Raw genomic sequence first — 24,181 nt, 5'->3', positions numbered from 1 at the left:
CAGCGCGACACGACCGGTCGGGCAATCCCTCAGAATCGACCGCGAATCTACTGCAGCGTTCCGCGTCGGCATGTCCAGACCTCTTTGACCTCATTCTGGTCGCGGGCGCTGAAATGTAACATTGAACGTGCAAGTTGGCGTGAAATGGTAAGATCACACACGGCTAATGCAGCAGTAATGCAAAGGGCCGGCAGTGCCTTGCAACCGAGCTCTACGCAGCAGCTAGACTTGTTGCGAGACCTGGCCGGCAAGCAGATCAATGTGCCTTCTGGATGAGCAGATGAATGGTAGACTGAGATTACCTGGCGCACTTTGGCGGCGCCGCTTTACCGGAATGTTAATGGCCGCTGGTAGCGTGATGGCTTGGCCGGTATCGGCGCAAGACGGAATCGAGCCGGACGCGGATCGGATCCTGGCCGCGATGAGCGAAACTCTCAAGTCGACGCCGACACTCAGCGTCGACTACGATGTGGATCAAGAAGTCGTTAATTTGCGAGGTCAGAAAATCCAGTACAGCGCCTCCGGCTCCATCGCCGTCGATCGCGCACGAGGTTTTCGAATGAAGCGCATGGGCCCCTTTGCCCAGGCGGAGGTGATATTCGATGGCGACACGATATCACTGCACGACCAAGTGCTGAACGTTTACGCGCAGCTTCAAAGCCCCGGCCCCAGTGTTGAAGATGCGGCCGAGGAGCTTCGCGCCGCCACGGGACTTGATGCACCGGGAGCCGATTTTCTGGCAGGCGATCCCTATGCCGTTCTCACTGACGGCGTGACGGAAGGAACCGTTATCGGATCGGCCTTTGTCAACGGGGTGGAATGCGACCATCTCGCCTTCAGGACCGACATTGTCGACTGGCAGATCTGGATCAGCAGGGGCAGCAGGCCTTTGCCGCTCAAATACGTCATCACAACCAAATGGACCGCCGGAGCGCCGCAGTATTCGCTGCGGCTCAGCAATTGGAAGTCGGATGGCATCGACGCGGCACAGCTTGAGTTCACGCCGCCGCCGGCTGCCAAGAAGCTCGAACACGTCCATGCCGATGTCACCGGCGAACTTTCGTTGGAGACTGTGCAATGAGGACGCGCAAGCTGCACGCAAAGATCCTTTCAGTCGCCATCGCCGGTTTCGCCATGCTCGCGGCAGACGCGCTCGCGCCCTGGCCGTTCGGCTCGTTCGTATCCGAGGCACAAGCAGTCGTGGGACGCCCGTTGACGCCTGGAAGTGTCGCCGGTGTCGCTCGCCGCACCACGCGCCGAGTGATCCGCCGCTCGACTGTGTATGTTGCCGCACTGCCCGCAGGCTGCGTCAGCACGAGTGTCAATGGCACCGTGGTGTGGCGTTGCGGCGGGGTCTACTACCAACCGTACGGTGGGCGTTACGTCGTCGTTTACATCGACTGAACTCAACGCATTTACATCGCAACTGAATTTTTCGCTGGAGGGATAGAATGGATATTACGCGTCGTGACTTGACGGCCGCCGGTCTCGGAGTACTGGCGGCAGCTTCTCTCGCAAGACCTGGTGCTGCCGCCGACGGGTTGGTGGCAGATCTGCCGGAAGGGCTTGATGAATTCGCGCTCGCCGTCGAGGCGTACACTTATGCCTATCCTCTAGTGACGATGGAACTGACCCGGCGCGTGATTACCAACGTCGCGGAACCCGAAGGAACCCGTGGCCCCATGGGGCATCTGATCAAGCTGCGCCAGTATCCGGACGCCAAGTTTCGCGACGTGACCGCACCGAACGCCGATACACTTTATACGACCGCGTTCTTCGACGTGGGTGATGAGCCTTGGGTCATCAGCCTGCCTGACCTGAAGGATCGCTATGCTCTGTTTCCGATGCTGGACGGTTGGACAACGGTATTCGACGTCCCCGGAAAGCGCACGACAGGCACCGAGGCGCAGACGTTCGTGGTTACCGGACCCGGTTGGGAAGGCACACTTCCCGAAGGCGTGACCCAATACAAATCTCCGACGAGCATCGTTTGGCTGCTTGGACGCATCTATTGCACGGGCACCGAGGAGGACTACGCCGAAGTGCACAGGCTTCAGGATGAAGTGAAGCTTTACCCATTGAGCGCCTGGGGCAAGGACTGGACAGCACCCAAGGGCAAGATCGATCCGGCCATCGATATGGAGACTGCCGTCCGCGAGCAGGTCAATGGCATGGATGCCATCGAGTACTTCAGCCTCTTTGCCGAGCTTTTGAAACGCAACCCACCGAGTGAGGCGGATGCACCGATGATTGCCAAGCTCGCCGAGCTTGGCATTGTCCCGGGTCAGGACTTCGATAAAAGCAAGTTCGACCCGGCCTTTGCCAAGCGCGTGCCCCAGGTCGCCTTCGCGCGCATCATGATGCACTTCAAGCTCAGCGATGGCGACGTGCAGGATATCGATGGCTGGGGTTTCACGACCAAGACGGGCATCTACGGCACCAACTATATCCAGCGTGCCTTGGTCACGGCGATCGGTCTTGGGGCAAACCGGCCGCAGGATGCGGTCTATCCGACGTCGATGAAGTCCGGCGGCGGTGTGATCAAGCGGGCCTATAGCGGTTCCGAGAAGTACGTGATGACTTTCAAGAAAGGCCAGACGCCGCCTGTTTCGGGTTTCTGGTCCTTGACGATGTATGACGCGGGATACTTCTTCGTCGACAATCCGCTCAATCGCTATTCGATCAGTGCACGGCAGGATCTGAAGGCAAATCCCGACGGTTCGATCGATTTGTTCATTCAGCATGAATCGCCCGGGGCAGATAAGGAGTCGAACTGGCTTCCAGCACCCAAGGGGAAGTTCATTCTCATGATGCGCCTCTACTGGCCCAACGAGAGCAATCCCTCCATCATTGACGGTTCTTGGACCATACCGCCGGTGATGAAGGTGAGCTAATTCCACCAGCGTGCATGCAGCCGCCGCGGCTCCGGTTCGCGGCGGCTGCAAACGCGAAGTCTCGGCATCCACGTCTCTTATTGAAAGCATGGTGCGATGGATCCTCAATGAAGAGGATGAAATTGCATCAGCTTCGGCCCTGTCATTGGTTTTTGGAGACCAATAATTTGACAAAGGGGATTTGATCCAGTGGACCGGGCTTTTATGTACATCCTTCGGACTTTGCTCTTCAGTCTGTTCCTCAGCCTTTGTGGGCTTACGCAGCTGCAGGCGCAAACGCCTGTGCCCCCAATTGCTCAGCCGTCCAAGGTGGCCGAACTGCTGCGTCTTCTCGAGGATGAGGACGTCAGGGTCTGGCTGGAGCAGAAGCAAGCGGCCGTATCCCAATCCCGCGACAATGAGGCCGTGTGGTTTCTTGAGGAACGCGAGGCGCTCTTGCGCGTCCGTCTCAACGCATTTTTTGCCGCAGTGCCACGCGTCAGCGATGAACTTTCCCGCGTCGTGTCTGCGGTTTGGCAAGACGCGCGGAACAACGGCGCGATGCCCGCGGCGCTCGTGTTGGCAATCATCGCCGGCCTAGCTTTTGGCATCGAATGGATTTTTCGCCATTCACTGCCCGCTGTGCCCTTCCCAAACCCGCTCTTGAGGCAGACCTACACGGAGTTTCTGACGCTCTCGATATTCACGGCGAGCGTCGTGATCCTCTTTCTCCTGTTCGCCTGGCCGCCACTCGTGCGTGTGGTCGTACTCTACTCGCTTCTTGCTTTGGTCGCCTACAAGCTCGCGACCGCGCTCTGTCGCATCGCACTGGCCGCGTCCATAGTGTCGACCCATTCTTATCTTCGAGTCCGGATATTTGTCGCATTGCTGGCGGCAATGATGGCATGCTCGGCCGTATTCGAACGGCTCGGTGTTGCAGCCGACGTCCAGTCAGCCTTCACCATCGGGTTGTCCATCCCAATTCTTCTGCTAGCAATCGCGATGATCTGGCGTCAGCGCGGCAACGATGTCCGATCGTCGCGAGACCGTATCTCTCGCGCTATGTGCATCTCGGGCGCAATCGTGCTGTGGCTGCTCTGGTGCGGTGGCTTCCTGGCTTTATTCTGGCTCGGCATGATGCTTGTCATCGTGCCCCGCGCTTTGTCGATTGCCGACAGCCTGATGCTTTCATTCTCGCCCTGGCGTGCGAGTGAAGGGGACCTATCGGACCCGAAGGCGGTCCTGCTCGTCCGCGGAACGCGGGCGATTATCCTTATTGCTGCGGTCGATTGGGTCGCGTTCGTTTGGCGACACAATTTTCCCTTTGTTGCCGGTGAAGTGACATTGATCCGGACGATCATTGCCGGGGCATTCAATAGCGTCGTGATCTTGCTCATCATCGACCTCGTCTGGCAAATGGCAAAAGCCTACATTACCCGCAAGCTGAGCGAGGTGGGTGATGAAGGAACGCTTCAATCGAACGTACGAGAAAGCCGGCTTCGCACTTTGCTGCCCGTTTTCCGCAACGCCTTGGCAGCAGCGCTTCTCTGTGTCGCGGTACTCACAGTTCTTTCGGAAATGGGCGTCAAAATTGGCCCGCTGGTCGCCGGCGCGGGCGTGGTCGGCGTTGCTATCGGGTTCGGCTCGCAGACGCTCGTCAAGGATGTTGTCAGCGGGATTTTCTATCTTCTCGACGACGCCTTCCGGGTCGGAGAGTACATCGAAGCGGGAAGCTATACTGGCGTTGTGGAGTCCTTCAGTCTTCGGTCTGTGCGGCTGCGACACCATCGTGGACCGATCTTCACCGTCCCGTTCGGCTCGCTCGGTGCTATCAAAAATTCAAGCCGCGGCTGGGCGGTCGAAAAGTTCCACATCCGTGTTCCTTTCAAGACCGACCTTGAGGAGGTCCGCAAACTCATCAAGAATATCGGCGGCGAATTGCAGGTAGACCCGGAGTTCAGTTCGTCGTTTATCGAACCACTCAGGCTCAAGGGCGTGGAACAAATCGGCGAATACGGCATCGAACTTGGCGTGGCGTTCAAGTGCAGACCGGGCGAAGGGACCATAATTCGACGAAAAGCCTACACGATGTTGATGCAGGCGTTCCGTGACAACGGCATTGATTTCGCTCAGCCGACTGTTCAAGTCAGCGGGGACGGCAGGGACTCTGCTGCGGCGGCCCTTGCGACGCGCCAACTTCAAGGCACCATTGCTACGTCCGGCCCGGTTGACTAGATCGACCGCGTCAAAGTCCACTTGAGGGTCCCGATGGATACGCCACCCATCATTCTTGATTTTGCTTCCGTCATACAAACGTCGCTCGCGCCTATCTTTCTGTTGGCGGGCACGGCTGGCTTCGTGAATATCTACACCACACGTTTGGGGAGAGTGTCGGATCGTCTGAACGAGGTCGCAGACAGGGGCGAGCAAAGCGAAACATTGCGCAAGCAGCTCGCCTACTTGCGGCGGCGGACGCTTGCCCTTGAGATCGCCGTGGCACTGGGGGTCATCGCCGGCGTCTGCACGGGCGCCGCAACCTTGAACCTTCTCGCTGGGGCCCTTTCGATCGGCCTCCGGCAAGAAAATCTCTTTTGGTTCTTCGGCGGCGCCATCGTGGCGCTCATACTGTCTCTCCTTGCATTCCTGTATGAGTTGCTTATCGCCGGACGAAACATGTTACGGCAGATCCGTAAGGGTCGCGCTTCCGCGAGTGCCCTCTAAAGGTCGCCACGCGGTTCATTGGAGCCACCGTCGGGATCGACGGTGGCTCGGTTCTCTCTCAAGCGAAATTCGCGAGGTCCAAAACCGGTCGCCTTCCGAAAAGCACGGGTGAAGCCGGCGGGAGAGGAATAACCCAGATCCTCCGAAATGTTGCTGATCGATACGGTCCCGTTGCGCAACATTTCCGTCGCACGCTGAATTCTCACCGCGCTTGTCAGGCCACGGAAGTCGACGCCTGCCTGTCGAAGTTCACGCTGCAGTGTGCGCACGCTTGTGTCCATGGATCGCGCAGCATCCTCGATCGACACATCCCCTGCCAGGAGTTGGGCGCGAATCTGTGCAGTAGCAATTTCCAACAAGCTCCGAGGTGCGCCCCCTGGACGATCGCGAGCCACGTCCTCGAGAGTCACGATCGACCGAGATGTTCGTCGCGACGCAGCCATCAACCGATGCCGCTCAACGACGACCGCCACTGCTGGCGCATTGTATATCACCGGGCATTGAAACACGTCCTCAAAAAGCGAGATATGGCTCGGCGTCGGTATGTCAAGTTCGACACGAAGGGGGCGCCAATGGTCAGGCAGATATGCCTTGAAGAGGCTCAGCAGTTCGCCAGCGGCGGCACATGCGACCGATTCATATCCCCGAGACCCAGCCAGCGCCGATTTATAACCAAAGCGTAGGTTCTCCTTCGTTGTGGTGACAGTCAGATTGTCAAAACTACTGTGGTACTGCAGCGCCACGATGCTTCGCTTGATCGCTTCGCCGAGCGTGGCTGCCTCAGTGATAAAACGCCCGAAGCTGCCATACGCGGAGACGTCCATATTGGGCACCAGCAGAAGACCGAGCCTCGCGTCGCCCACTGCCCTCGCCATCGCTTCGACGAAGCCCATAACGGACTGCTGGGGGATGTAGACATTGCGGTCCTCAATCAGCTCTACGTCGAAACCTGCGGCGCGATTGGCGCGCAGCAACGCTCTCTCCCCGAGCTCGCTTCGAACGAACGCGGGCAAGCCTTGCAAAACGTGGCTCGAGATCACGGGAATCGCGGCGATCTGAAATGGTTCCTGAATTCGGGTTTGGCGTGAAATGGATAGTTTTCACATATTCGACCGCCGGTAGAATTGGCAAGCAATATCTGCAATTCGATGTGGATCGGACATGCTCATGCATAGATCAGCCTCCCTTCAATATGCCGACAGCAGCGTCCACCTTACCGGGTCTTTGCCTCGGTCTTCCAAGCCGCAGGCAACGCCGTTTCAGTTTGACAACGAATGGCGAAGTCGGTGGCAGGATGTTGATTACCGCAACAATCGCGGCGCGCATCTAGCCTAAATCACCCCCGCAACTCCTCATAAAGATGATACGGAAGCGAAACCGCGTCTTATCCTTTCACGCCAAGCCTCATCGGCCGTCGGGTGACCAAAGCTTTCGGGTATTTGCGACTTGCAAAACAATCGAAAGTAGTAATGTATTCCCATAGCCACTCGGTTTGGCGTGAAATGATAAGATTGGAAGGGACGATAAAGCTAGTTTTGCAACGAATTCCATCTGATGCCGGCAGGTTTTGTGGCTGCGCAATCGCGAGGATGGGTGTCGATGGTGCAGAGTTCGCGGGGCAGAATCTTGTCTTTCGGACTTCGTTCTGATGCAAGGCGGGTGGTGCATGTCGGTTGGAAACTCCGGGAGAAAGAGAATGTCGTTGTCTGAAATCCTTCGTCCTGCAGTGTTGGCCGCGGCCGGTTTGCTTGCGACCACGCTTACTGCGGCCGGCGAGGTAAAAACCCCGGGCTACAATCATAAGATCCCCGAAAAGATCATGACGCCCGACACCGTGGAAACCGGGCTCGGCACGCTGAAGTTCTTCGACGGCATGCCGGATGCAGCGACGGTCGACAAGCTCTATGACAATCTCGACCGCATGCGTGGCGTCGAGGCATTCCTTAACGGCATCCCCGCCACATCCGTCGAAGGCATTCGGCTCGGTCATCTAGAGCTGGGCGCGGACACGTCCAGCAAGGCGATCCTATTCGATCAGCTAATGGACTCCGCGCCACTGTTCCTCACCGGTAATACCGATACTGTCTATGGCAGCGCGATTCTCGATCTGGGGAAGGACGGGCCAACGGTTGTCGAAATCCCCGCCAAGTCGGGCCCCGGCACGGTCAACGATGCCTATTTCCGCTTCGTAACCGACATGGGCGGGCCGGGTCCTGATCGAGGCAGGGGTGGCAAGTATCTGATCCTCCCGCCCGACTACAAGGGAGATCTCAATCCGCCCGTCGGCGGCATGGAGGCAGAGGTCGACGGTGAAACGTACTTCGTCTCGAAGTCGACCAGCTATGTGAACTGGCTAATTCTTCGTGGTTTTCTGGTTGATGGAAAGCCTGACGCGGCGGTGGCTTCCTTCAAAAGCGGGCTAAAGGTCTATCCGCTTAATAAGCGTGATAGCCCCCCGAAAATGGAATTCATCAGCGGATCGCGCAAGTCCTGGAACACGATCCACGCCAACAATTACGACTTCTACGAAGAGCTCCACACGGTCATCGATCGTGAGCCGACTTCGATGCTCGATCCCGAACTGCTGGGCCTGTTTGCCTCCATCGGCATTGAAAAGGGCAAGCCCTTCGCCCCGGATGCGCGGATGAAGAAACTGTTGACCGAGGCGGTCGCTGTCGGCAACGCAACCGCCCGCGCGCTGGTTTTCCGACCGCGCCTCGACGGTTTCCGTCTCTATCCGAACAGTGCATGGGGCGAGGCCTTCGTTGGCGGCAGCTATCAATGGCTTCGGGATGGCGGCAAGGGTGGCCGTTTTCTCGACGCCCGGACCCTCTTCTTCTACCAGGCGACCGTCAACACGCCTGCCATGGTCGAGCAGATGATCGGCGCCGGCTCCCAATACGCCTATGCCGCGACCGACCAGAACGGCGACTATCTGGATGGCGCGAAGACATACAAGCTTCGCATTCCCGCCAATCCGCCGGCCAAGGATTTCTGGTCTGTGGTGGTCTACGATCCGCAGACGCGCTCGCAACTCCAGACCGGCCAGACCTTCCCAAGCAAGAACAACAAGCGGGACAAGCTCATCGAGAATCCTGACGGCTCGGTCGAACTCTATTTCGGCCCGAAGGCTCCCGAGGGCAAGGAGGCAAACTGGATCCAAACCGTCGCCGGCAAGGGATGGTACACCCTTCTGCGGCTTTATGGGCCACTCGAACCCTGGTTCGATAAAAGCTGGCGGCCGGGCGAGTTCGAACCGATCGAGTGACGAGGGCTGTTCGACCTCAGGGAGGAGTCGCTTAGATCGGACGTGGCGTCAAATGATAAGTTCTCCGTCTGCTTCCCTTGTAGGGAGGATCGACATGAAGAGGAGTAGCCGTCGGCCGGCGAACTCCTTGGTACGAACACTGAGGGGGATCGTCGGTGCAGTCTCAATCGGCCCACGTCGAGTTGCCAGGAATTGCTCCGCGAAACGACATGATCTTCGTGCCCTCCGGGACATTCTGGATGGGCTCGGATCGACACTACCCTGAGGAGGGACCGGCCCATAGCGTTACCGTTGACGGGTTCTTCATCGACGAGGCGCCGGTGACCAACGCCCAGTTTTCGGAGTTCGTCTCGGCCACCAATTATCGCACATTTGCCGAAGCTGTTCCCGACCCCAGGGACTATCCGGGCATTTTGCCGGACATGTTGTATGCCGGATCGCTGGTGTTCCGGATTCCGGGTAAACCTGTCGAACTCGACGACTGGACCCTATGGTGGTCGTTTCAAGAGGGCGCAAACTGGCGTCATCCTTACGGACCCCGCAGCAGCCTCAAAGGACTGGAGGATCATCCGGTTGTCCACATCTCCTACCGCGATGCACTCGCTTACGCGCAGTGGCGCGGCAAGGATCTTCCGACAGAAGCGGAGTGGGAATTCGCCGCCAGGGGAGGCCTGGACCGCGCCGAGTACGCCTGGGGCGCGGAATTCACCCCTGCCGGCCGTCATATGGCCAACACCTGGCAAGGGGCGTTTCCCAATGTCAATCACGCGCAGGACGGGTATGTGCACACCTCGCCTGTTAGGGCGTTTCCGCCGAACGGATACGGTCTGTACGACATGATCGGCAACGTTTGGGAGTGGACGTCCGACTGGTTTGCGCCGCGGCACGAGGCAGACGCATCGAAGGCGTGCTGCATCCCCCGGAACCCTCGCGGCGGACGGGAGTCCGGCAGCTATGATCCCTGTCAGCCCGAGATAAGAATTCCGCGCAAGGTCTTGAAGGGCGGATCCCATCTTTGTGCGCCCAATTACTGTCGCCGCTACCGTCCCGCGGCGCGGCATGCCGAGGCGATAGACACGTCTACGTGTCACGTAGGGTTCAGATGCGTTGTCAGACCAGGAGGGTCGTATGAAGTCACCTAAACACGCGAGAACACGTTGGTTGGGAGCAAGCACAGCACTCCTGCTGCTGAGCGTCCCGGCGATGGCTCAAGAATCGCTACCTTTTCCGCCCAAGGCTTCAGGGAGCAAGGCTGGTCCGACCATCGCCGAATCGACATACAGTCCATTGCCGGCCCCGTCGCACCTTCCTGCCGATGCACCGAACATCGTCGTTATCATGCTTGACGATGTCGGCCCTGCGCTGCCCGGCACGTTCGGCGGTGTGATCGAAACACCCACGCTAAGCCGCCTGTCTTCAGAGGGTGTGTCCTACAATCGCTTCCACAACGCCGCCATGTGTTCGCCCTCGCGAGCGGCATTGCTGACCGGACGTAATCATCACCGGGTGGGGAATGGCCAGATCGCCGAGCTGGCCAACGATTGGGACGGCTACACCGGTCGTATTCCGCGTACCTCTGCGACGGCTGCCAAGGTCCTTGGTTACTATGGCTACGCGACGGCAGCATTCGGCAAATGGCACAACACCCCTGCCAATGAAACGACAGCCGTCGGCCCCTACACCGACTGGCCCGCGGGCGAAGGGATTGGTTTCGATTACTTTTACGGCTTTCTGGCCGGCGAATCTTCGCAGTGGGAGCCTGCCGTTGTCGAAAACACCGTTCGTATCGATCCCTCTCACGGCAAGGAAGGCTACCACTTCACTGAGGACATGACCGACAAGGCGGTTTCTTGGATGAAGCAGGTCCATGCGCTGACGCCGGACCGACCGTTCTTCATGTATTGGGCCCCTGGAGCCGCGCACGGTCCGCACCACATTTTTAATGAGTGGGCCGACAAGTACAAAGGCAAGTTCGATGACGGCTGGGATGCCATGCGCGAGCACGTCTTTGCCCGCCAAAAGCAACTTGGTTGGATACCGCAGAATACGGAGCTTACACCACGTCCGGAGACGCTGGCGGGCTGGCAAGACATCCCGGAGGACGAGAAGCCGTTCCAGCGACGCCTGATGGAAGTCTTCGCCGGCTACACCGAACACGCAGACACACAGGCAGGCAGGTTGCTGGCAGCGCTCGACGAGCTCGGCATTCGCGACAATACCCTGATCTTCTACGTCTGGGGCGACAACGGCTCGAGCGCGGAAGGCCAAAACGGTACGATCAGCGAACTCTTGGCGCAGAATGGCATCGCTACTGAGATCAAGGACCACATTCGCGCCATGAATGAGCTCGGTGGGATGGACGTTCTCGGATCGCCCAAGGCCGACAATATGTACCATGCCGGCTGGGCCTGGGCCGGGTCCACCCCGCACCGGTCCACCAAGCTGGTTGCTGCTCATTTCGGCGGAACCCGCACGCCGCTCGTCGTTTCCTGGCCAAGCAAGATCAAGCCGGACAAGACGCCCCGCTCGCAGTTCCACCACCTCAACGACATTGTCCCGACGATCTATGATGTTCTCGACATTCAGCCGCCGAAGCTTGTCGATGGCATCAGCCAGGATCCGCTTGATGGCGTCAGCATGGCCTATTCGTTCGAGGATGCGGAAGCGCCTGGACAAAAGAAAGAACAGTACTTCGAGGTCATGGGAAGCCGTGCCATTTACCAGGACGAGTGGATGGCCTCGGTGTTCGGGCCCCGTGTACCCTGGACGCCGGGCCTTGACCCCGCCATCTTCAAATGGTCGCCGAACAATGACGCATGGGAACTCCATGATCTCAGCAAGGACTACTCCCAGGCGAAAGACATCGCAGCCGACCACCCGGAGAAGGTCGATGCGCTGAAGAAAGTTTTTGGTGAGCAAGCTGAAGCGAACAAGGTGTTCCCCGTCGGCGGCGGGCTGTGGTCTGCTGTTTTTCATCCGGAAGATGCGCCGTCCAATCCGGCGACCGAGTTCCAGTTCACGCAAGACGTCGTCGGAGTTCCCGAATTCACGGCGCCGAAGGTTGGAGCTCGCAGCAACCTTGTAACCCTTGAGGCGGAATTGAAGCCGGACTCCGAGGGGGTGCTCTACGCTTTGGGTGCGTTTTCGGGCGGTGTCGCTTTGTGGGTCGAGAATGGCAAGCTCACCTACGAGTACAATCTGTTCGAGATCGAGCGGACCCGTCTTCAGTCCTCCGAACCGTTGCCGAGCGGCAAGGTCAACATAGAGGTCGAAACACGCAGAGCCGGCAGCAATCGCGACGCACCGCTGGACGTCGTTATTCGCATCGATGGCAAAGAGGTGGCGAAAGGGCGCGTCCCGCGCTCCGCTCCGCTCGCGTTCACCGCTAATGACGCCTTCGACGTGGGCAGAGACAGCTACTCTCCAGTCTCCCTCGCATATTTTGACCGCAAACCGTTCGCCTTCAACGGCAAGATCGAACGTCTGAAGGTCGAATACTTAAAGTGAGCGCTGGTCTGAGTTGAAGGTGATGTTGCAAACCCTGGAGCGGCAAACAGTTCGTTTGTCGCTCCTCTTTCCGCCGGCGTGACGGTGTTGAACGGGAGTAATTGAATTGACGCGGCACCTTTCTCGCAACGCCAAAGGCGGAAGACCCTCATCATGGCGGCCTTTACCGTGCGTCATGGCCTTGAGCATGGCGGTGCTCTCCGCATGCGCAGGTCGGCCGACCGGGGTGCTTGAGCCGGTAGCGGGCAACCCTTCAGCCGCCCAGGTCGATATGTTGGTCACGACAACGCGCGGCCGGGCACAAAAGCCCGGCGAAATGTTCAGCGGGGAGCGAGCTCTCGCCCCAACGTTCGCTGACATTACCGTTTCGATACCGCCTAACTCGGCGCGCAAGGCAGGCGAGGTTGCCTGGCCGCGCAAGCTTCCGCCAAATCCTGCGACGGATTTCGCAACGCTAAAGGCTGAAGAGGTTGACCGCGGTGCGGCCGAGAAATGGCTGAACAACCATGTGCGCAAAAGCCCGGACGGCAGTGTCCTCGTCTTCATCCACGGCTTCAACAACCATTTCGAGGACGCGGTCTTCCGTTTTGCGCAGATCGTCCACGATTCCGGCGCGCGTAGCGTGCCGGTACTCGCGACCTGGCCATCGCGAGGGAGCCTACTGGCCTATGGTTACGATCGCGAAAGCACCAATTATACGCGCAACGCGGTCGAGCGCCTGTTCCAGTACTTAGCGGCCGACCCCGAGGTCAAGGAAGTTTCCGTTCTCGCCCACTCCATGGGCAACTGGCTGGCGCTCGAATCGTTGCGGCAAATGGCGATCCGTAATGATGGGCTGCCAACCAAGTTCAAGAATGTCATGTTGGCGGCGCCTGACGTAGACGTCGATGTGTTCCGTTCGCAGATCGCCGATATGGGCCGGCAACGGCCGCGCTTTACGCTGTTCGTCTCTCGTGACGATCGTGCGCTCGCCGTTTCGCGCCGCGTCTGGGGAAATGTCTCGCGCTTGGGCGCAATAGACCCGGAACAATCGCCTTACAAGGAAGAACTGGCGGCGAATGAAATCACCGTCGTCGATCTGACCCAACTCAAGGAAGGTGACAGCCTCCACCATACAAAGTTCGCAGAGTCGCCCGAAATCGTACAATTGATTGGCCGCCGCTTGTCGAGCGGTCAAACCTTGACCGACAACCGGGTAGGACTTGGCGACCATATTGTGGCGGCCACTGCTGGGGCGGCGCACACCGTCGGAACCGCCGCGGGACTGGTCGTTGCTGCTCCGGCCGCCATCGTCGATCAAAATACGCGGCAAAACTATGCCCATCACGTGGGCGCGCTCGTCGGGCCATCCAGCGACGCGAGATCAAACACAGCCGATAAGGCGTGCGGGGAGCAAAGCCCGGCGAGGACCGGAAGCTGCAGCCGATAGCAAAACCAGCATCCGGAATTCACATGATCGAGCCGCGGTCCTGCGCCGGTGGCGGAACGAAGGCCTACAATAAGGTTGCTCGCAAGAGCGGCCGTCACAGGGAGACACCATGAAGATTTGCATTGTTCGTACTCTGGCGGCAATCGTCACTTGCCTTGTTACGGGTACGGTGAAGGCCACCGACATCCATTCCCCGATGACGCCGGAGGTTCAGCAGACGTCGACCGAAGGCGGATGGACATTTTCCTTCGCCCCATATTTCTGGGCGGCCGGATTGTCGGGTGACGTTGCGCAGTTCGGGCTCCCGGCAGTGGATGTCGATGCGAGCTTCAGCGACATCTTCGATCACCTTGAGTTCGGTGCGATGGCGATCGGCGAAGCCCGCAACGGCCGCTACAGTATCTTCGCTGATGTCATGTATACAAAGATTTCGGGGCAGGCGGGCACGCCAAGAGGTGTGCTTGCGACAGACGTCGAACTCACATCCGAAACCTTCGCCGGGCTGCTCGGCGCGGGATACTCCGTCATCGAAAACGATAGAGCGCGGTTCGACGTGGTCGCCGGCCTGCGCGTATGGTCCGTCGAAAGCGAGCTCTCCTTCCATGGCGGCATTCTGGACGGGCGCAGCAGAAGCGATCAGGCAACCTGGGTCGACGGTCTGGCGGGTTTCCGCGGCACCTATTCTCTCACGCCCGAACTCTACCTGACAGGCTGGGGTCTTGTCGGTGCTGGCGGCGCTGATCTCGACTGGGACGTGGCGGGGGCAATCGGTTATCGGTTCAACGATACGATCTCGGCGATTGCCGGCTACCGCGCGTTGGGCGTCGATTACAGCAATGACGGTTTCGTATTCGACGTCACTCAGCAGGGTCCGATGCTGGGGCTCTCAGTACGGTTCTAAGCGGAGCCGTTAAATCCCATCGACCACCTTTCCAAACAAGTCGAGCCACCTCAGATCTACGGGAGACGAAGCCTTGAAGAGAAGAAGTACCATAACAGCCACATTGTTAATCGGGCTCGCGTTAGCGGGCGTGACGCGCGCAGAAACACTGAGCTACGCCGACGCCGTCACCAAGCTAGCGCAGGATTGCGGCGGCGACATCAAAAAGCTCTGCCACGGCCTCAATCTCGGCAACGGACGGATTGCCGATTGCCTTCAGAAAAACGCAGCCAAAGTCTCACCGGTCTGCGTCGGCTCGATCTCGACTGTGCTCACCTCCATCAGCCAGCGGGAGCAGGCCCAGGCCGCATACGCGAATGTCTGCAAACACGATATCGCGCAACTCTGTTCAAGCGTGAAGGGCGACGGCTACCGCCTGGCATGCCTCATCAAGGCCGAAAAGCGCGTAGGCAACGCGTGCAATCAGGCGATCACCGATGCCGGCTGGAGATAAGCAAATGACCAGACTGCGTAACCTACTCCTCACACTTTTACTCGCGGCATCGAGCGTACCGGACTTTGCAGCCGCTCAGGAGGTCTCCCAACAACGCATCGTCTCAGGGCTGGGAAAGCTCGTCAGCGCGGCGCCGTTGATCGACATCGCCATTCTGCGTCAGGAAGCCATAGACGGGGGCGGTGTGGCGATGGCGTCGCTTCCGAACTGGGGAAAGATCGCCAAGCTCCCGCAAATGGTCGTGGAGATCGACTTCGAGAACGACTCGGTGATGATCAAGCCAGAGTCCTACAGGACACTCGGCCTGATCGCCGATGCGCTGCATCACCCGAATCTCTGGGCTTACAAGTTCCTGATAGTCGGCCACTCGAGTTCAACGGGCAGCGACAAGCATAACCTGGAACTCAGCGAGAAGCGGGCCGCGGCCATCGGGGAAATTCTCTCGACGACCTTCGCGGTCGACCCTGCACGGCTCTACGCCGTTGGTGTCGGCGAGTACTTCCCGATCGACGGTTCGACAGGCGATGCGGCGAGCAACAGGCGCGTCCAGCTTGTCAACTTGGGTGTCTTCAAGGCGCCGTAACAATGCCTCCGGTCGGGAGACGCCGAGAGCCCCGCGATCGGCCTGCGCACTCACCAAAGATGCGCAGGCACCGCGGACCACCACGCTAGACTTGCATGCGTGCCGAGAATTTCATCTCCTCCCAGCGGACCGCATGAAGCCGGATATCCCAGTCAAGCTTCGCACGGACGGGATGCGGTCCTTCGTGAATGAACCAGCGGCCACTGGTGGCCGAAGACAAGGAGACGTGTAATGAAAACTACTATTCGCAAAATGGCGATGGCGTCGGCCATGATAATGCTGACGACCGGTGCAGCCCATGCCGACCCGATCGAAGGAGATTTTAGAACCCCGAAGACCGGCGCAACGGCAAAGGTGGCAGCTTGCGGAGCAAACTTGTGCATGACCTATACGAGCGGCGCATTCAAAGGCAAGCAGTTCGCCACTTTCAAGCCCACGGGCAACGGACAGTACTCCGGAAAGCTGATCGACTTCACCAATGGCGGCAAGGAATATACCGGCAAGGCCGAGATCGCCGGCAGTGACATCAAGGTGAGCGGATGCGTCATGGGCGGCCTTGTCTGTAAGGACGAAATCTTCAAGAGACTCTGAGTTCAGGTGGAACAGCGAAGCTGAGCGCGCGCACACAATCTCCTTGGAGTGAGGGAGTTTGGGGGGGCCGAGAGGACTTTCGACAAGGACCAACTGACGCAAAAGACGCGGCGTAACTCGGGTTCGCAAGTCTCGCGATACGCCGGCCTCCCCTTCCAGACGATATATTATGCGATCCTGAACGCACAAAACGGGAACAAAGTGGCACAATCGTCATGCAATTCACTCGCAAATGAAAACCAAGATTGGGCTGATCACTTCCAGATTTTCCATCTAAAACCTGCACTTCCAGTGACGATGTCCCTGGCAGTGGGTAGCAGGAGCGCCGTCTTTTCGGACCGAGCCGGGAATGGTCACCTTGTCGTAGCGGGCAGGCTGACGAGCGGATCATCGCTCATCGCGTCGACGCATTTTGTTGGTCGTCACTAGAGAACCTGCGGCCACTGCTGGTGAGCGTGCATGACGGTCAGGATCTCGACGTCCCGACTTACGCGGTAGGGAATGATGTAGGGAATGTCAGCCAGCACGAGCTCGCGCGTGCTCTTGATACGACCAGGCCGCCCACTGGCAGGGTACTCGGCTAACGCATCCACGGCAGAGACAATCCGCGCCACGACGCGGGCCGCAGCATCCGGATTGTCTCGTTCGATATACGCGCCGATCTCATCAAGCCGCCGCAACGCCCGAAGCGTCCAGCGAATACGCTTCCCACTCATGATTGGCGGGCAGACTTGAGGTACTTCCCGACGACTTTCGCCACATCTTCATCGCTGGCGAATTCACCCCGGTCGGCCTCGGCCAATCCCGCTTCAATCTCGGCAAGCTGCCATTCCTGCTGCTCAACGAAAGCTTCAATGGCTTCGGCAGCCATATAAGAGCGGGACCGATCCAGCTTCTCAGCGAGCTGATCCAGCTTGCTCGCAGTTTCATCTTTTACACGCACAGTAAACGCAGTCATCGGACGTAACTTTCTTTGGTTCACTTTGATTATCGGTGAACCACTCTGGTGCGTCAAGGTTCAAGACACCTTCTTCAAAGCATCGGCTAGGGGACTGATCCATCGGTTTTGCTGTGCTTAGAAACTCTCTGATGGGGGTGGCTCACGGTCAGACTCGTCGGCTCATAACCGACTGCTTGAAAGCTCGAGTCCTGCCGGGCCCACCATAGGTCACGCTGGTCGCCACCTCGTGAGCACAGCGCAGGGGACATTTATCCCCTCGCTAAAGTTTTGTATTTTAGCTTTTCGCACATTATGGGGAGGCACCGTTGGCCATCACTGCAGAGTTTCGCAACACTACCGTTGCTGTCGTGTCCCAATATCCGCTGTTGGGCACTCTGGACTTGGCCCCCTCCACCGGCGACACGATCGAGGTTTTGCTCGACCGCCCGAGCGCCGAGGCCTTGCTCTCTACGCTGGCGCTGTTCCTCTTGCACGACGACGACGCTGTGCAAGTCCCGCCCGACCTCGGTGACTTTTCCCTTTAATTCAAAAGTTGCGCCCATGCATGCGGCAACGGGGGACACCGGCTAACGCCACGCCCGCGATCGCGGTTGCAAATGCCGGAACGCCTCGCTTGTAGGCACCACACGCTGTCGCATTGTCTCGGACCACCGAACGTCAATGCAACTGGCGGTCACGGCTTTCGAGCCTCATGTCTTTGCTGGGTCTCTGCCCAATGCATCACAGATTTTCTGCCACGATTTCGCCCATTCCCATCATCCGCAACGCGTCTGTCGCGGGAACGTTCTTCATGTCATCGACGGTGTCGTAAACCCCGCCGTTTGAGTTCGCCGAGGAACTTTAGGTTTCTCAGCCCAAGTCTGAAAGCTTCGTGGTCATGCCCGCATCAGATAGGCTTTCGCTCGACGCGCAATTTGTAGGATTCTCAAAAGGCTCGGAACTAGTCGCCGCATGTGATAGTCTTAGAATGAGCCCGAGTGATCCCTTTCGCCTACCCGGGCTTCTTGGCACAGCACACTCCTTGGCCCCGTTGGTTTGGGACCTTTTTTTGCATCAGGAACCTTCGGCGCCTTCGGAGGTTTCTTGTTGCCTACGATCCATTACCCCCGCGGATCTAGGCCGAGCTCCATCGAAACCCCGGAATGGAGCCTATTGGCACTACGCCGACCTCAGGCCCCGCTCATCTGGCTTCATCGCTACAATTGGCATCGCCCACACGGCAGCCTAAAATCCAAAACGCCAATCAGCCGCCTCGCAAAAGCCGAGGACAACCTGTTGAGGCTCCACACCTAGGGCTATCTGTTGCGCCGCGGAGCATGACCAAGCGCATCATTGAGTGCGACGGTATCCCAATAGAAGACCCGCCATTCGATCGGAAGTCCGTCTTGAACACGAACGACTTGGCAAACGGGCATTTGAATCTGCCGACGTGTGGCGCGGGCCTCCGCTTCCATGGTCACCAACGAGACTATTGTGTCTGCACCATGTTCGATGAAGACTGGGCCTTGCGCCCGCACGCTACGCCAGGCTTCGGCCATCCTGTCGAGCCAATTCTTAAACGAACTATGCCCTCGATATTCGCCCCCATAGGGAAGCGACGCCGCTTGAAACAATACAATGTCAGGATGAATTGTATTGGCGACTGCGTCAAAATCCAGCCCACCTGACGACACATATTGCTCTTCCGCCGCATAAAAGCGCTGCAGCGCTTCCAATGCGGAATAGCTGAGCGTCCGAGTTCCGGCGACATTACTCATACCAAATGCTCCATCTCTGATTGCGGTTCTGGAAGACTCCGTCCCGCGCCTTTTTGTTGTCCTGCAGTTGGGCAGTTTTCGAGCCTTCTCACGAACGGTGCCACCCGATTCCTGCCGCTGAGTGCATTACGGGGGGCGTGTGAACCGCGCTGGAGGAGTTGTCACATTATCGAGCGGTGATCGAACTACGCCCGCTGCTCTCTGAGATCAGGCAACCGCGACCGTCACGGCTTGCCAATGCGTTATTGCGCAGATGCGGTGAATGTGAGTAGCAAGGACGGATCGTTTGTGATGTGGCTTGGCGAAGAGATTTCGGAGCGCCGAGAAGATCGAGACGAACCGCTGCAGACTGCCAGCGGATCGGGAACCCTGCATTGTGCGTTGCGTCACGCTTGGCCGCGCCATACGAGCGGCGCTTGTCGGTTCTGATCCGCTTGGGCGGCATGCCTGCTTTCTTCAGCAGCCTGATGAGCAATCGCTTGGCGGCCTTCGTATCGCGTCGGCTTTGAACAATCTCGTCGAGAACGTAGCCGTCTTGATAACGGCACGCCAAAGCCAGTGTTTTCGGCCCGCGATCGAAACCACCACCTCTTCCAGATGCGAGACGTCTCGGCGCGACGGACGCCGGCGACGGAGTTGCTGTGCGTAAGCCGGCCCGAATTTCGGACCCCATCGCCGGATCGTTTCATACGAAACGACAATCCTGCGCTCCAGCAGCATTTCCTCGACCAGGCGTAGGCTCAGCGGAAACCGAAAGTACAACCATCGCATGGGCGATGATTTGTCGAGGGAAACGATGACGCTTGTAGCTGATGGCCGAATTCGTCCTCCTACCATCTCTACGCGCCACTCACTGACAGCAGGTTTATGTGACATAACCCTCCGATTCTTATCTCCTTTTCCCCTCCTCTCCTTATTGAAATCCGCGAATTCTGACGCTATATTGCGTCACAATGTGTGGCGGGTTAAACGGAGGTTTTTTAAGATGGGTCTCGCCCAATATGCCGATGGCGGGCTTTTCTCGCCGCGCAAGATCGCCAATGCCCTGCGCACCACGAGCGAAGAGATCGCTCGGACCGCAGGGCTCGGGAAGGACGCGATCCAGCGGCAGGATCGCATTCGCTCGGACAAGACGCAACGGCGTCTTCGGGAAATGACCGAGATCGTCAACAAGGTCGAGCCTCGGTTTGGCTCCGCACTGATGGCCTATGCCTGGTATCGCTCCGAACCGTTGCCCGGCTTCTCAGGCTTCACAGCAATGCAGCTCGTCCGCGACGGCCGCGCTGAGGAGGTTCTCGACTATATCGATGCCGTCGATGCCGGCGTTCACGCCTGACCGAGCCAATGAAGTTTCGAGGAACACTCTACCGGGCGCTCAACCCAATCTATGCGCGCGCGCCCATGTCGGGACGCGGCGCCGAACTCTATGGAGGTCGCTTCAACCGAAAGGGAACGCCGGCCCTCTACACAGCGCTGTCGATCGTCACGGCGTTGCGCGAAGCCAATCAGGCCGGCGCCCTGCAGCCGACGACGCTCGTCTCCTATGACGCGGTGCTCGAACGCATCTTCGATACGCGGGACGATATCGCGCTGCGCACTGAAGGCATGGACGATGCCGGTCTGGCGGATCCCACATGGCGCGATCAGATGAAAACGGCCGGAGAGGCGAAGACTCAAGTCTTCGCCGGTCGGCTTGCCGCTGCTGGCTATCATGGATTGATCGTGAGAAGCTTCGCACCCGGCGCAACCCGAGACGATGCCCATCTAGTCCTTTGGACGTGGAGCGATGCGGCGCCTTGCCGGCTGACCCTAATTGACGACGAAGGGCGCCTGTCGCGATAGGTCGGTGTCGACCGAGAACTACACATCGACATGAAACTGCCAGCTGGAGACCACCACCCTTTTTGGTTATTCACCCATATCGTCATTCAAGAACTCTATGATCGCCGGCCCAAGTTTTACGAGGCTTATCAATATGATAAGGTCGTTCGATTGCTCGGACTCTAAGAGAGGGATGCATTATGAAACGCACTGTGCCCGTTTCGACCTGAACACGTAAAGCGCGCCATTGAACCGGTCGAGGCCGCCTTCCCGCACCAGCGCCATCAAGGATGCGGCTCCCTTGCGGAAGTCGACAGGCTGGCACGACACGTAACCCACTAACTACACCCTGAACCCCTATCCGGACGGCCTCTGAGGTTAGCGCTTCGACGGGGACCATCCATTGTGAAACTGATCCGGATCAATATCCCCGCGCAAGCCTGGCAATATTTGAGTTACGGGCAAAATCCTCTTCTTCGCAAGGCTCTTCGCCGATCCGACACAGATGCCGAGTGTCTCGGCCGCCTTCATGAGACTAACCATCGGTACGTCCACTTTGCGGCATCATATTCGGGAATTCCCAAGCGCTCGCGCTTTTCGAGTACACGCACGGTCGTCCAGCTCTCGCCATCCGAGGCGACCGGGCAGTGGGAAAAGGCGGCGTCCGTACGAAACGAAATCTGCGCGCAGCATTCAAGCGCCACGTCGGTTGCCGTTTCCGCATTATGCGCCCCTGCCAGCGTCAGTCCAACAACGTTTGCTGGTGTGCCAACATGACCCAACCTTTGGCGGAGCGAACATAGATCGAGCCGCAGGCGGACCGGTAGGATCGATCGCGACGTCGTGCCAGAGCCAGATAGGCCAGGAATACGGTATCTCCAGCCTCGACAGCGTCTCGATCGCTCATCTCAATCTCGTTCCATCGCGGCGCTTTCCGAAGACTATCGAGAATGGACACACGATCGAGAATGCCCAACCCGGGGAAGATCATGCGGGCTTCGTCATGGAGACATTCTTCATAAAGTGGCGTTCCTTCGAGCCAGAAACGTCGCTCCAACTCCCAGATCTGGTTTACATCCATTTCCGCCTCCTGTTGCAGCATCGGAATCCTCTCACTCACGCCTTCTCGATCAGAGATTTCAGGAGGCGGACGAGTGCAGCCGGCCTGCAGGTTTTTCAAAGCGGGGACGCCCGCGAAGAACCGCGAATTCTTCCACCTTGCTTCCCAGTCCACTTCAAACAACAAACGGTATGGCGAGGGCTATCAGCGCCTGCGCCACCGGGACCGATGTTTCCCCTACCAACTGGACATCCATGACCGCCGCGCTTGGACGGTCGAGCGCCAGGAAGCGCATGGACGTTTGGACATCCGCCGCAGGCCCCATCACCTCATAGCAGGCAAACTCCAAGGTCTCCTGCAGGGGAAAGTGCATTCGTCGTCGACCACCAATATCCCCCATCGGACGCCGTGAATAGAGCGCGTTCACATTTTTATGAAAGGCGGATCCATGATGCACAATGCCATTTCGTGAGCACACAACGCGAGCGTGCGGTCGGCCTTTACGAATTCTCCAATATTTTTGCTGCTCCCGCTGTGATAGTAACGCCCTCCGGAATGATCGTGGTGTAGTAGCAAGGTAAGGCGACAGCTGGAAGTGAGTTGCCGGCGTTTTCGGAAGCCTAACGAGCTGCACAAGACCAGGGGTGATGAAAATCGCTAGCTCATGCCACCCGTTCGCAGACAGATAAAATTAGCAATTCCGGCAACCGTTCCAGTGAAATCGATTTCAATGTCAAACGCACCAGCGTGGATCTCCGGGATCTCGGTCTCTTTAGGCTCCTCCAGTACCACCGTGCCGCCAGCTTCCTTAATCGCCTTCAGTCCCAGCCTTCCATCCTTTAACAAGCCTGTGAGGGTTACACCAATCACGCGTCTCCCGGCGCATTGCGCGAGTGATGTAAATAGCGCATCTATTGTATAGCCGCGATAATACCCGTCGGCGCGGAGGTGCGTCCGAAATCCAGACACGACGGTTAGTAGCTTGTCCGGCGGCCCGACGAAACAAGCCCCCGTGTCGAGGAGAACTCCCTCGATTGGAACAACCACACGCAAACGGGCCACCCGTCTCAAAGTCTCTGGCAGATAGCTCTCGGGGTATGGCGAGCGGTGAAGAACCACGAGCACGGCAGCCGACAGGTTTTCCGGCAGCCGCTCAACGAGATCTCTAACTCCTTGTACGCCCCCAGCAGGTGCACCAATTGCCACAATATCAGGTCTCATGGTTTACACTGATGTTACTGATACGGTATTTTAGCATTATCTCATTTTGTGGCTCTACGCGATATCATTTCAACACCCTCCAAGCAGAGGTAGGCCACTCTGGACGGGTCAAGGGCGGCTCGTCTGCAGCGCAGTCGTTCTTGCAGAAAGCGAGAATTCGGCTATCTGCAAGCACAGCGTTAAATTGGGGCTGTCAAACAACACTTGATTTCGCGGGCGAGTCGACAAACGTATTGACCTGAAGGATAATACCCATATGGCACGAGGACACGGCACGGTTTCACCTAGAGAAGCTGACTATATCCCGAGCATTCGACGGGCAACGCTCTTCCTTGGATTCCTGTACCAGTTGTTGCAGTTCGTGATCAGCAACACCCTCTGGGCTTCCCTCGAATACGCCCCTTTTGCGTTCCTGCCGATCACGCTCATCCTGATGCTCAGCGGAACGCTCATGTCGTATGCCATAGCGGCGGGGCTCTATCGATTCCGCGGCCAATCCATCCTCTTCAAGCTCCTGCTCGGGTCCGCCCTGTCGCTCGGCGCCGGAGCAATCAACGCCGGTGTCGATTTCTTCAGTCGCAGCCTGATGGAGCATGGCGACCAGGGCGGGGCTCTCTGGACCGATTTTAGCTACATCGTCATTTACTGCACAGCGCTGTTTCTCGGATGGACATTCCTCTATATCGCGCTTCTGGCGAATTTCGAAGTTCGCGAGCGGCGTTGAGGGTGGGCGCTGTGCCAGCAGATCAATCCGCACTGCCTGTTCGACGGGTCGGCGATTTCCAGCTCTATCTCCACCGGCTTTACTCTGAACTCATATTCCTGTCTGCGAAGGAGTCAGTAGCTATGCCCGAAAGGGCGATTGCTTCGTATTTAAGGAACCATTAATGTAACTGGAGGAGCGGGAGAGCAGCGAAAGTGTAGGAATTGGAGCAGTGGGTCTCGCCAACGCGCGCATAACCATCATCGTTTCCGCACTCGGCGCTGGCGGCACC

25 protein-coding genes and 2 pseudogenes are annotated in these 24,181 nt (G+C 58.3%); 18 read left to right on the top strand and 9 right to left on the bottom strand.

What is annotated here, in order from left to right; genetic code table 11:
- Window positions 1-280 precede the first annotated feature (280 nt).
- The 5 genes from L981_RS06000 to L981_RS05980 all read left to right on the top strand — a co-directional run bounded on the left by L981_RS06000 (window position 281) and on the right by L981_RS05980 (window position 5,594).
- On the top strand, window positions 281-1,081 hold the full coding sequence (locus L981_RS06000; protein WP_082005916.1) for a DUF2092 domain-containing protein: 801 nt from the start codon (window positions 281-283) through the stop codon (window positions 1,079-1,081).
- Window positions 1,082-1,134: 53 nt separating this feature from the next.
- Window positions 1,135-1,404 (top strand): hypothetical protein, encoded by a 270-nt coding sequence (locus L981_RS05995; protein ID WP_245281594.1) that lies wholly within the window; start codon window positions 1,135-1,137, stop codon window positions 1,402-1,404.
- Between the two features lie 47 nt (window positions 1,405-1,451).
- Entirely contained in the window at window positions 1,452-2,894 is a 1,443-nt protein-coding gene (locus L981_RS05990) for a DUF1254 domain-containing protein (RefSeq protein WP_043612840.1), read from the top strand.
- 204 nt (window positions 2,895-3,098) lie between these two features.
- Window positions 3,099-5,108: a mechanosensitive ion channel family protein gene (locus L981_RS05985; RefSeq protein ID WP_043612885.1), complete on the top strand. Its 2,010-nt coding sequence runs from the start codon at window positions 3,099-3,101 to the stop codon at window positions 5,106-5,108.
- 33 nt (window positions 5,109-5,141) lie between these two features.
- Window positions 5,142-5,594, top strand: coding sequence for a DUF2721 domain-containing protein (locus L981_RS05980; RefSeq protein ID WP_043612839.1), 453 nt, complete (start codon window positions 5,142-5,144; stop codon window positions 5,592-5,594).
- Here the strand turns inward: L981_RS05980 and L981_RS05975 are convergent.
- Window positions 5,591-6,568, bottom strand: a complete 978-nt coding sequence (locus tag L981_RS05975) for an AraC family transcriptional regulator (protein WP_245281590.1) — start codon at window positions 6,566-6,568, stop codon at window positions 5,591-5,593. The genes L981_RS05980 and L981_RS05975 overlap by 4 nt on opposite strands.
- A gap of 722 nt (window positions 6,569-7,290) precedes the next feature.
- Here L981_RS05975 and L981_RS05970 point away from each other — a divergent pair.
- The 8 genes from L981_RS05970 (at window position 7,291) to L981_RS05935 (ending at window position 16,366) form a co-directional block, all read left to right on the top strand.
- Entirely contained in the window at window positions 7,291-8,862 is a 1,572-nt protein-coding gene (locus L981_RS05970; protein ID WP_082005913.1) for a DUF1254 domain-containing protein, read from the top strand.
- A 209-nt stretch (window positions 8,863-9,071) separates the two neighbouring features.
- Window positions 9,072-10,004, top strand: a complete 933-nt coding sequence (locus tag L981_RS05965) for a formylglycine-generating enzyme family protein (RefSeq protein ID WP_043612834.1) — start codon at window positions 9,072-9,074, stop codon at window positions 10,002-10,004.
- Window positions 9,991-12,369 carry an arylsulfatase gene (locus L981_RS05960; RefSeq protein ID WP_043612831.1) on the top strand — a complete coding sequence of 793 codons (2,379 nt, stop codon included), beginning with the start codon at window positions 9,991-9,993 and terminating at the stop codon, window positions 12,367-12,369. Before L981_RS05965 ends, L981_RS05960 begins: the two co-directional genes overlap by 14 nt.
- Window positions 12,370-12,475: 106 nt before the next feature.
- On the top strand, window positions 12,476-13,798 hold the full coding sequence (locus L981_RS05955) for an alpha/beta hydrolase (protein ID WP_245281588.1): 1,323 nt from the start codon (window positions 12,476-12,478) through the stop codon (window positions 13,796-13,798).
- 109 nt (window positions 13,799-13,907) lie between these two features.
- Window positions 13,908-14,699 (top strand): hypothetical protein, encoded by a 792-nt coding sequence (locus L981_RS05950; RefSeq protein WP_043612829.1) that lies wholly within the window; start codon window positions 13,908-13,910, stop codon window positions 14,697-14,699.
- Between the two features lie 73 nt (window positions 14,700-14,772).
- On the top strand, window positions 14,773-15,192 hold the full coding sequence (locus L981_RS05945) for a hypothetical protein (RefSeq protein WP_043612826.1): 420 nt from the start codon (window positions 14,773-14,775) through the stop codon (window positions 15,190-15,192).
- A 4-nt stretch (window positions 15,193-15,196) separates the two neighbouring features.
- Window positions 15,197-15,775, top strand: coding sequence for an OmpA family protein (locus L981_RS05940; protein ID WP_043612823.1), 579 nt, complete (start codon window positions 15,197-15,199; stop codon window positions 15,773-15,775).
- Between the two features lie 231 nt (window positions 15,776-16,006).
- Window positions 16,007-16,366 (top strand): DUF2147 domain-containing protein, encoded by a 360-nt coding sequence (locus L981_RS05935; protein WP_043612821.1) that lies wholly within the window; start codon window positions 16,007-16,009, stop codon window positions 16,364-16,366.
- A 425-nt stretch (window positions 16,367-16,791) separates the two neighbouring features.
- On the opposite strand, the gene L981_RS05930 is transcribed toward L981_RS05935, so the two are convergent.
- Together L981_RS05930 and L981_RS33635 are read right to left on the bottom strand one after the other, a co-directional pair.
- Window positions 16,792-17,082 (bottom strand): type II toxin-antitoxin system RelE/ParE family toxin, encoded by a 291-nt coding sequence (locus L981_RS05930; protein WP_043612818.1) that lies wholly within the window; start codon window positions 17,080-17,082, stop codon window positions 16,792-16,794.
- On the bottom strand, window positions 17,079-17,324 hold the full coding sequence (locus L981_RS33635) for a CopG family ribbon-helix-helix protein (RefSeq protein ID WP_082005912.1): 246 nt from the start codon (window positions 17,322-17,324) through the stop codon (window positions 17,079-17,081). Before L981_RS33635 ends, L981_RS05930 begins: the two co-directional genes overlap by 4 nt.
- 308 nt (window positions 17,325-17,632) lie before the next feature.
- Here L981_RS33635 and L981_RS05920 point away from each other — a divergent pair, with 308 nt between their 5' ends.
- Window positions 17,633-17,851, top strand: a complete 219-nt coding sequence (locus tag L981_RS05920) for a hypothetical protein (RefSeq protein WP_043612814.1) — start codon at window positions 17,633-17,635, stop codon at window positions 17,849-17,851.
- A 658-nt stretch (window positions 17,852-18,509) separates the two neighbouring features.
- Window positions 18,510-18,620: pseudogene (locus tag L981_RS34390) on the top strand (IS481 family transposase); the annotation flags it as partial.
- A 2-nt stretch (window positions 18,621-18,622) separates the two neighbouring features.
- Here the strand turns inward: L981_RS34390 and L981_RS05915 are convergent.
- On the bottom strand, window positions 18,623-19,084 hold the full coding sequence (locus tag L981_RS05915) for a nuclear transport factor 2 family protein (protein WP_052201621.1): 462 nt from the start codon (window positions 19,082-19,084) through the stop codon (window positions 18,623-18,625).
- Window positions 19,085-19,291: 207 nt separating this feature from the next.
- Window positions 19,292-19,934: pseudogene (locus L981_RS33625) on the bottom strand (IS6 family transposase).
- 135 nt (window positions 19,935-20,069) lie between these two features.
- Here L981_RS33625 and L981_RS05910 point away from each other — a divergent pair.
- A complete protein-coding gene (locus tag L981_RS05910; RefSeq protein ID WP_043612812.1) occupies window positions 20,070-20,420 on the top strand; it encodes an antitoxin Xre/MbcA/ParS toxin-binding domain-containing protein in 351 nt (116 codons plus the stop codon).
- 8 nt (window positions 20,421-20,428) lie between these two features.
- A complete protein-coding gene (locus L981_RS05905; RefSeq protein ID WP_043612810.1) occupies window positions 20,429-20,926 on the top strand; it encodes an RES family NAD+ phosphorylase in 498 nt (165 codons plus the stop codon).
- A gap of 177 nt (window positions 20,927-21,103) precedes the next feature.
- Here L981_RS05905 and tnpB read toward each other — a convergent pair whose 3' ends face one another.
- From tnpB to L981_RS05890, 4 genes are all read right to left on the bottom strand, one after another.
- The gene (gene tnpB / locus L981_RS35955; protein ID WP_371258835.1) at window positions 21,104-21,235 is read right to left on the bottom strand and encodes an IS66 family insertion sequence element accessory protein TnpB; all 132 of its coding nucleotides are present in this window, start codon (window positions 21,233-21,235) and stop codon (window positions 21,104-21,106) included.
- Between the two features lie 412 nt (window positions 21,236-21,647).
- Window positions 21,648-22,139 carry a nuclear transport factor 2 family protein gene (locus L981_RS05900; protein ID WP_245281593.1) on the bottom strand — a complete coding sequence of 164 codons (492 nt, stop codon included), beginning with the start codon at window positions 22,137-22,139 and terminating at the stop codon, window positions 21,648-21,650.
- A 1-nt stretch (window position 22,140) separates the two neighbouring features.
- The gene (locus tag L981_RS05895; RefSeq protein WP_052201619.1) at window positions 22,141-22,338 is read right to left on the bottom strand and encodes a hypothetical protein; all 198 of its coding nucleotides are present in this window, start codon (window positions 22,336-22,338) and stop codon (window positions 22,141-22,143) included.
- Window positions 22,339-22,622: 284 nt separating this feature from the next.
- The gene (locus tag L981_RS05890; protein WP_082005909.1) at window positions 22,623-23,186 is read right to left on the bottom strand and encodes a chemotaxis protein CheB; all 564 of its coding nucleotides are present in this window, start codon (window positions 23,184-23,186) and stop codon (window positions 22,623-22,625) included.
- A gap of 256 nt (window positions 23,187-23,442) precedes the next feature.
- Between L981_RS05890 and L981_RS05885 the strand changes: the two genes are divergently transcribed.
- Window positions 23,443-23,910, top strand: coding sequence for a hypothetical protein (locus L981_RS05885; protein WP_156133984.1), 468 nt, complete (start codon window positions 23,443-23,445; stop codon window positions 23,908-23,910).
- The last annotated feature ends 271 nt before the right edge of the window (window positions 23,911-24,181 follow it).

This window comes from Ensifer sp. ZNC0028 (assembly GCF_000799055.1).
In the GTDB taxonomy this organism is placed as follows: Bacteria; Pseudomonadota; Alphaproteobacteria; order Rhizobiales; family Rhizobiaceae; genus Ensifer.
Note: the sequence above shows the minus strand (reverse complement) of the source record. Positions and strands in the feature narration are given on the sequence as shown.

Coding starts and splice junctions, on each gene's coding strand:
- L981_RS05885 (WP_156133984.1), top strand. CDS start 23,443: ATGGCACGAGGACACGGCACGGTTTCACCTAGAGAAGCTGACTATATC.
- L981_RS05910 (WP_043612812.1), top strand. CDS start 20,070: ATGGGTCTCGCCCAATATGCCGATGGCGGGCTTTTCTCGCCGCGCAAG.
- L981_RS05970 (WP_082005913.1), top strand. CDS start 7,291: ATGTCGTTGTCTGAAATCCTTCGTCCTGCAGTGTTGGCCGCGGCCGGT.
- L981_RS05980 (WP_043612839.1), top strand. CDS start 5,142: ATGGATACGCCACCCATCATTCTTGATTTTGCTTCCGTCATACAAACG.
- L981_RS05990 (WP_043612840.1), top strand. CDS start 1,452: ATGGATATTACGCGTCGTGACTTGACGGCCGCCGGTCTCGGAGTACTG.
- L981_RS05930 (WP_043612818.1), bottom strand. CDS start 17,082: ATGAGTGGGAAGCGTATTCGCTGGACGCTTCGGGCGTTGCGGCGGCTT.
- L981_RS05935 (WP_043612821.1), top strand. CDS start 16,007: ATGAAAACTACTATTCGCAAAATGGCGATGGCGTCGGCCATGATAATG.
- L981_RS05895 (WP_052201619.1), bottom strand. CDS start 22,338: ATGCACTTTCCCCTGCAGGAGACCTTGGAGTTTGCCTGCTATGAGGTG.
- L981_RS33635 (WP_082005912.1), bottom strand. CDS start 17,324: ATGACTGCGTTTACTGTGCGTGTAAAAGATGAAACTGCGAGCAAGCTG.
- L981_RS05950 (WP_043612829.1), top strand. CDS start 13,908: ATGAAGATTTGCATTGTTCGTACTCTGGCGGCAATCGTCACTTGCCTT.
- L981_RS05985 (WP_043612885.1), top strand. CDS start 3,099: ATGTACATCCTTCGGACTTTGCTCTTCAGTCTGTTCCTCAGCCTTTGT.
- L981_RS05940 (WP_043612823.1), top strand. CDS start 15,197: ATGACCAGACTGCGTAACCTACTCCTCACACTTTTACTCGCGGCATCG.
- L981_RS05915 (WP_052201621.1), bottom strand. CDS start 19,084: ATGAGTAATGTCGCCGGAACTCGGACGCTCAGCTATTCCGCATTGGAA.
- L981_RS05995 (WP_245281594.1), top strand. CDS start 1,135: ATGCTCGCGGCAGACGCGCTCGCGCCCTGGCCGTTCGGCTCGTTCGTA.
- L981_RS05890 (WP_082005909.1), bottom strand. CDS start 23,186: ATGAGACCTGATATTGTGGCAATTGGTGCACCTGCTGGGGGCGTACAA.
- L981_RS05965 (WP_043612834.1), top strand. CDS start 9,072: ATGATCTTCGTGCCCTCCGGGACATTCTGGATGGGCTCGGATCGACAC.
- L981_RS06000 (WP_082005916.1), top strand. CDS start 281: ATGAATGGTAGACTGAGATTACCTGGCGCACTTTGGCGGCGCCGCTTT.
- L981_RS05960 (WP_043612831.1), top strand. CDS start 9,991: ATGAAGTCACCTAAACACGCGAGAACACGTTGGTTGGGAGCAAGCACA.
- L981_RS05905 (WP_043612810.1), top strand. CDS start 20,429: ATGAAGTTTCGAGGAACACTCTACCGGGCGCTCAACCCAATCTATGCG.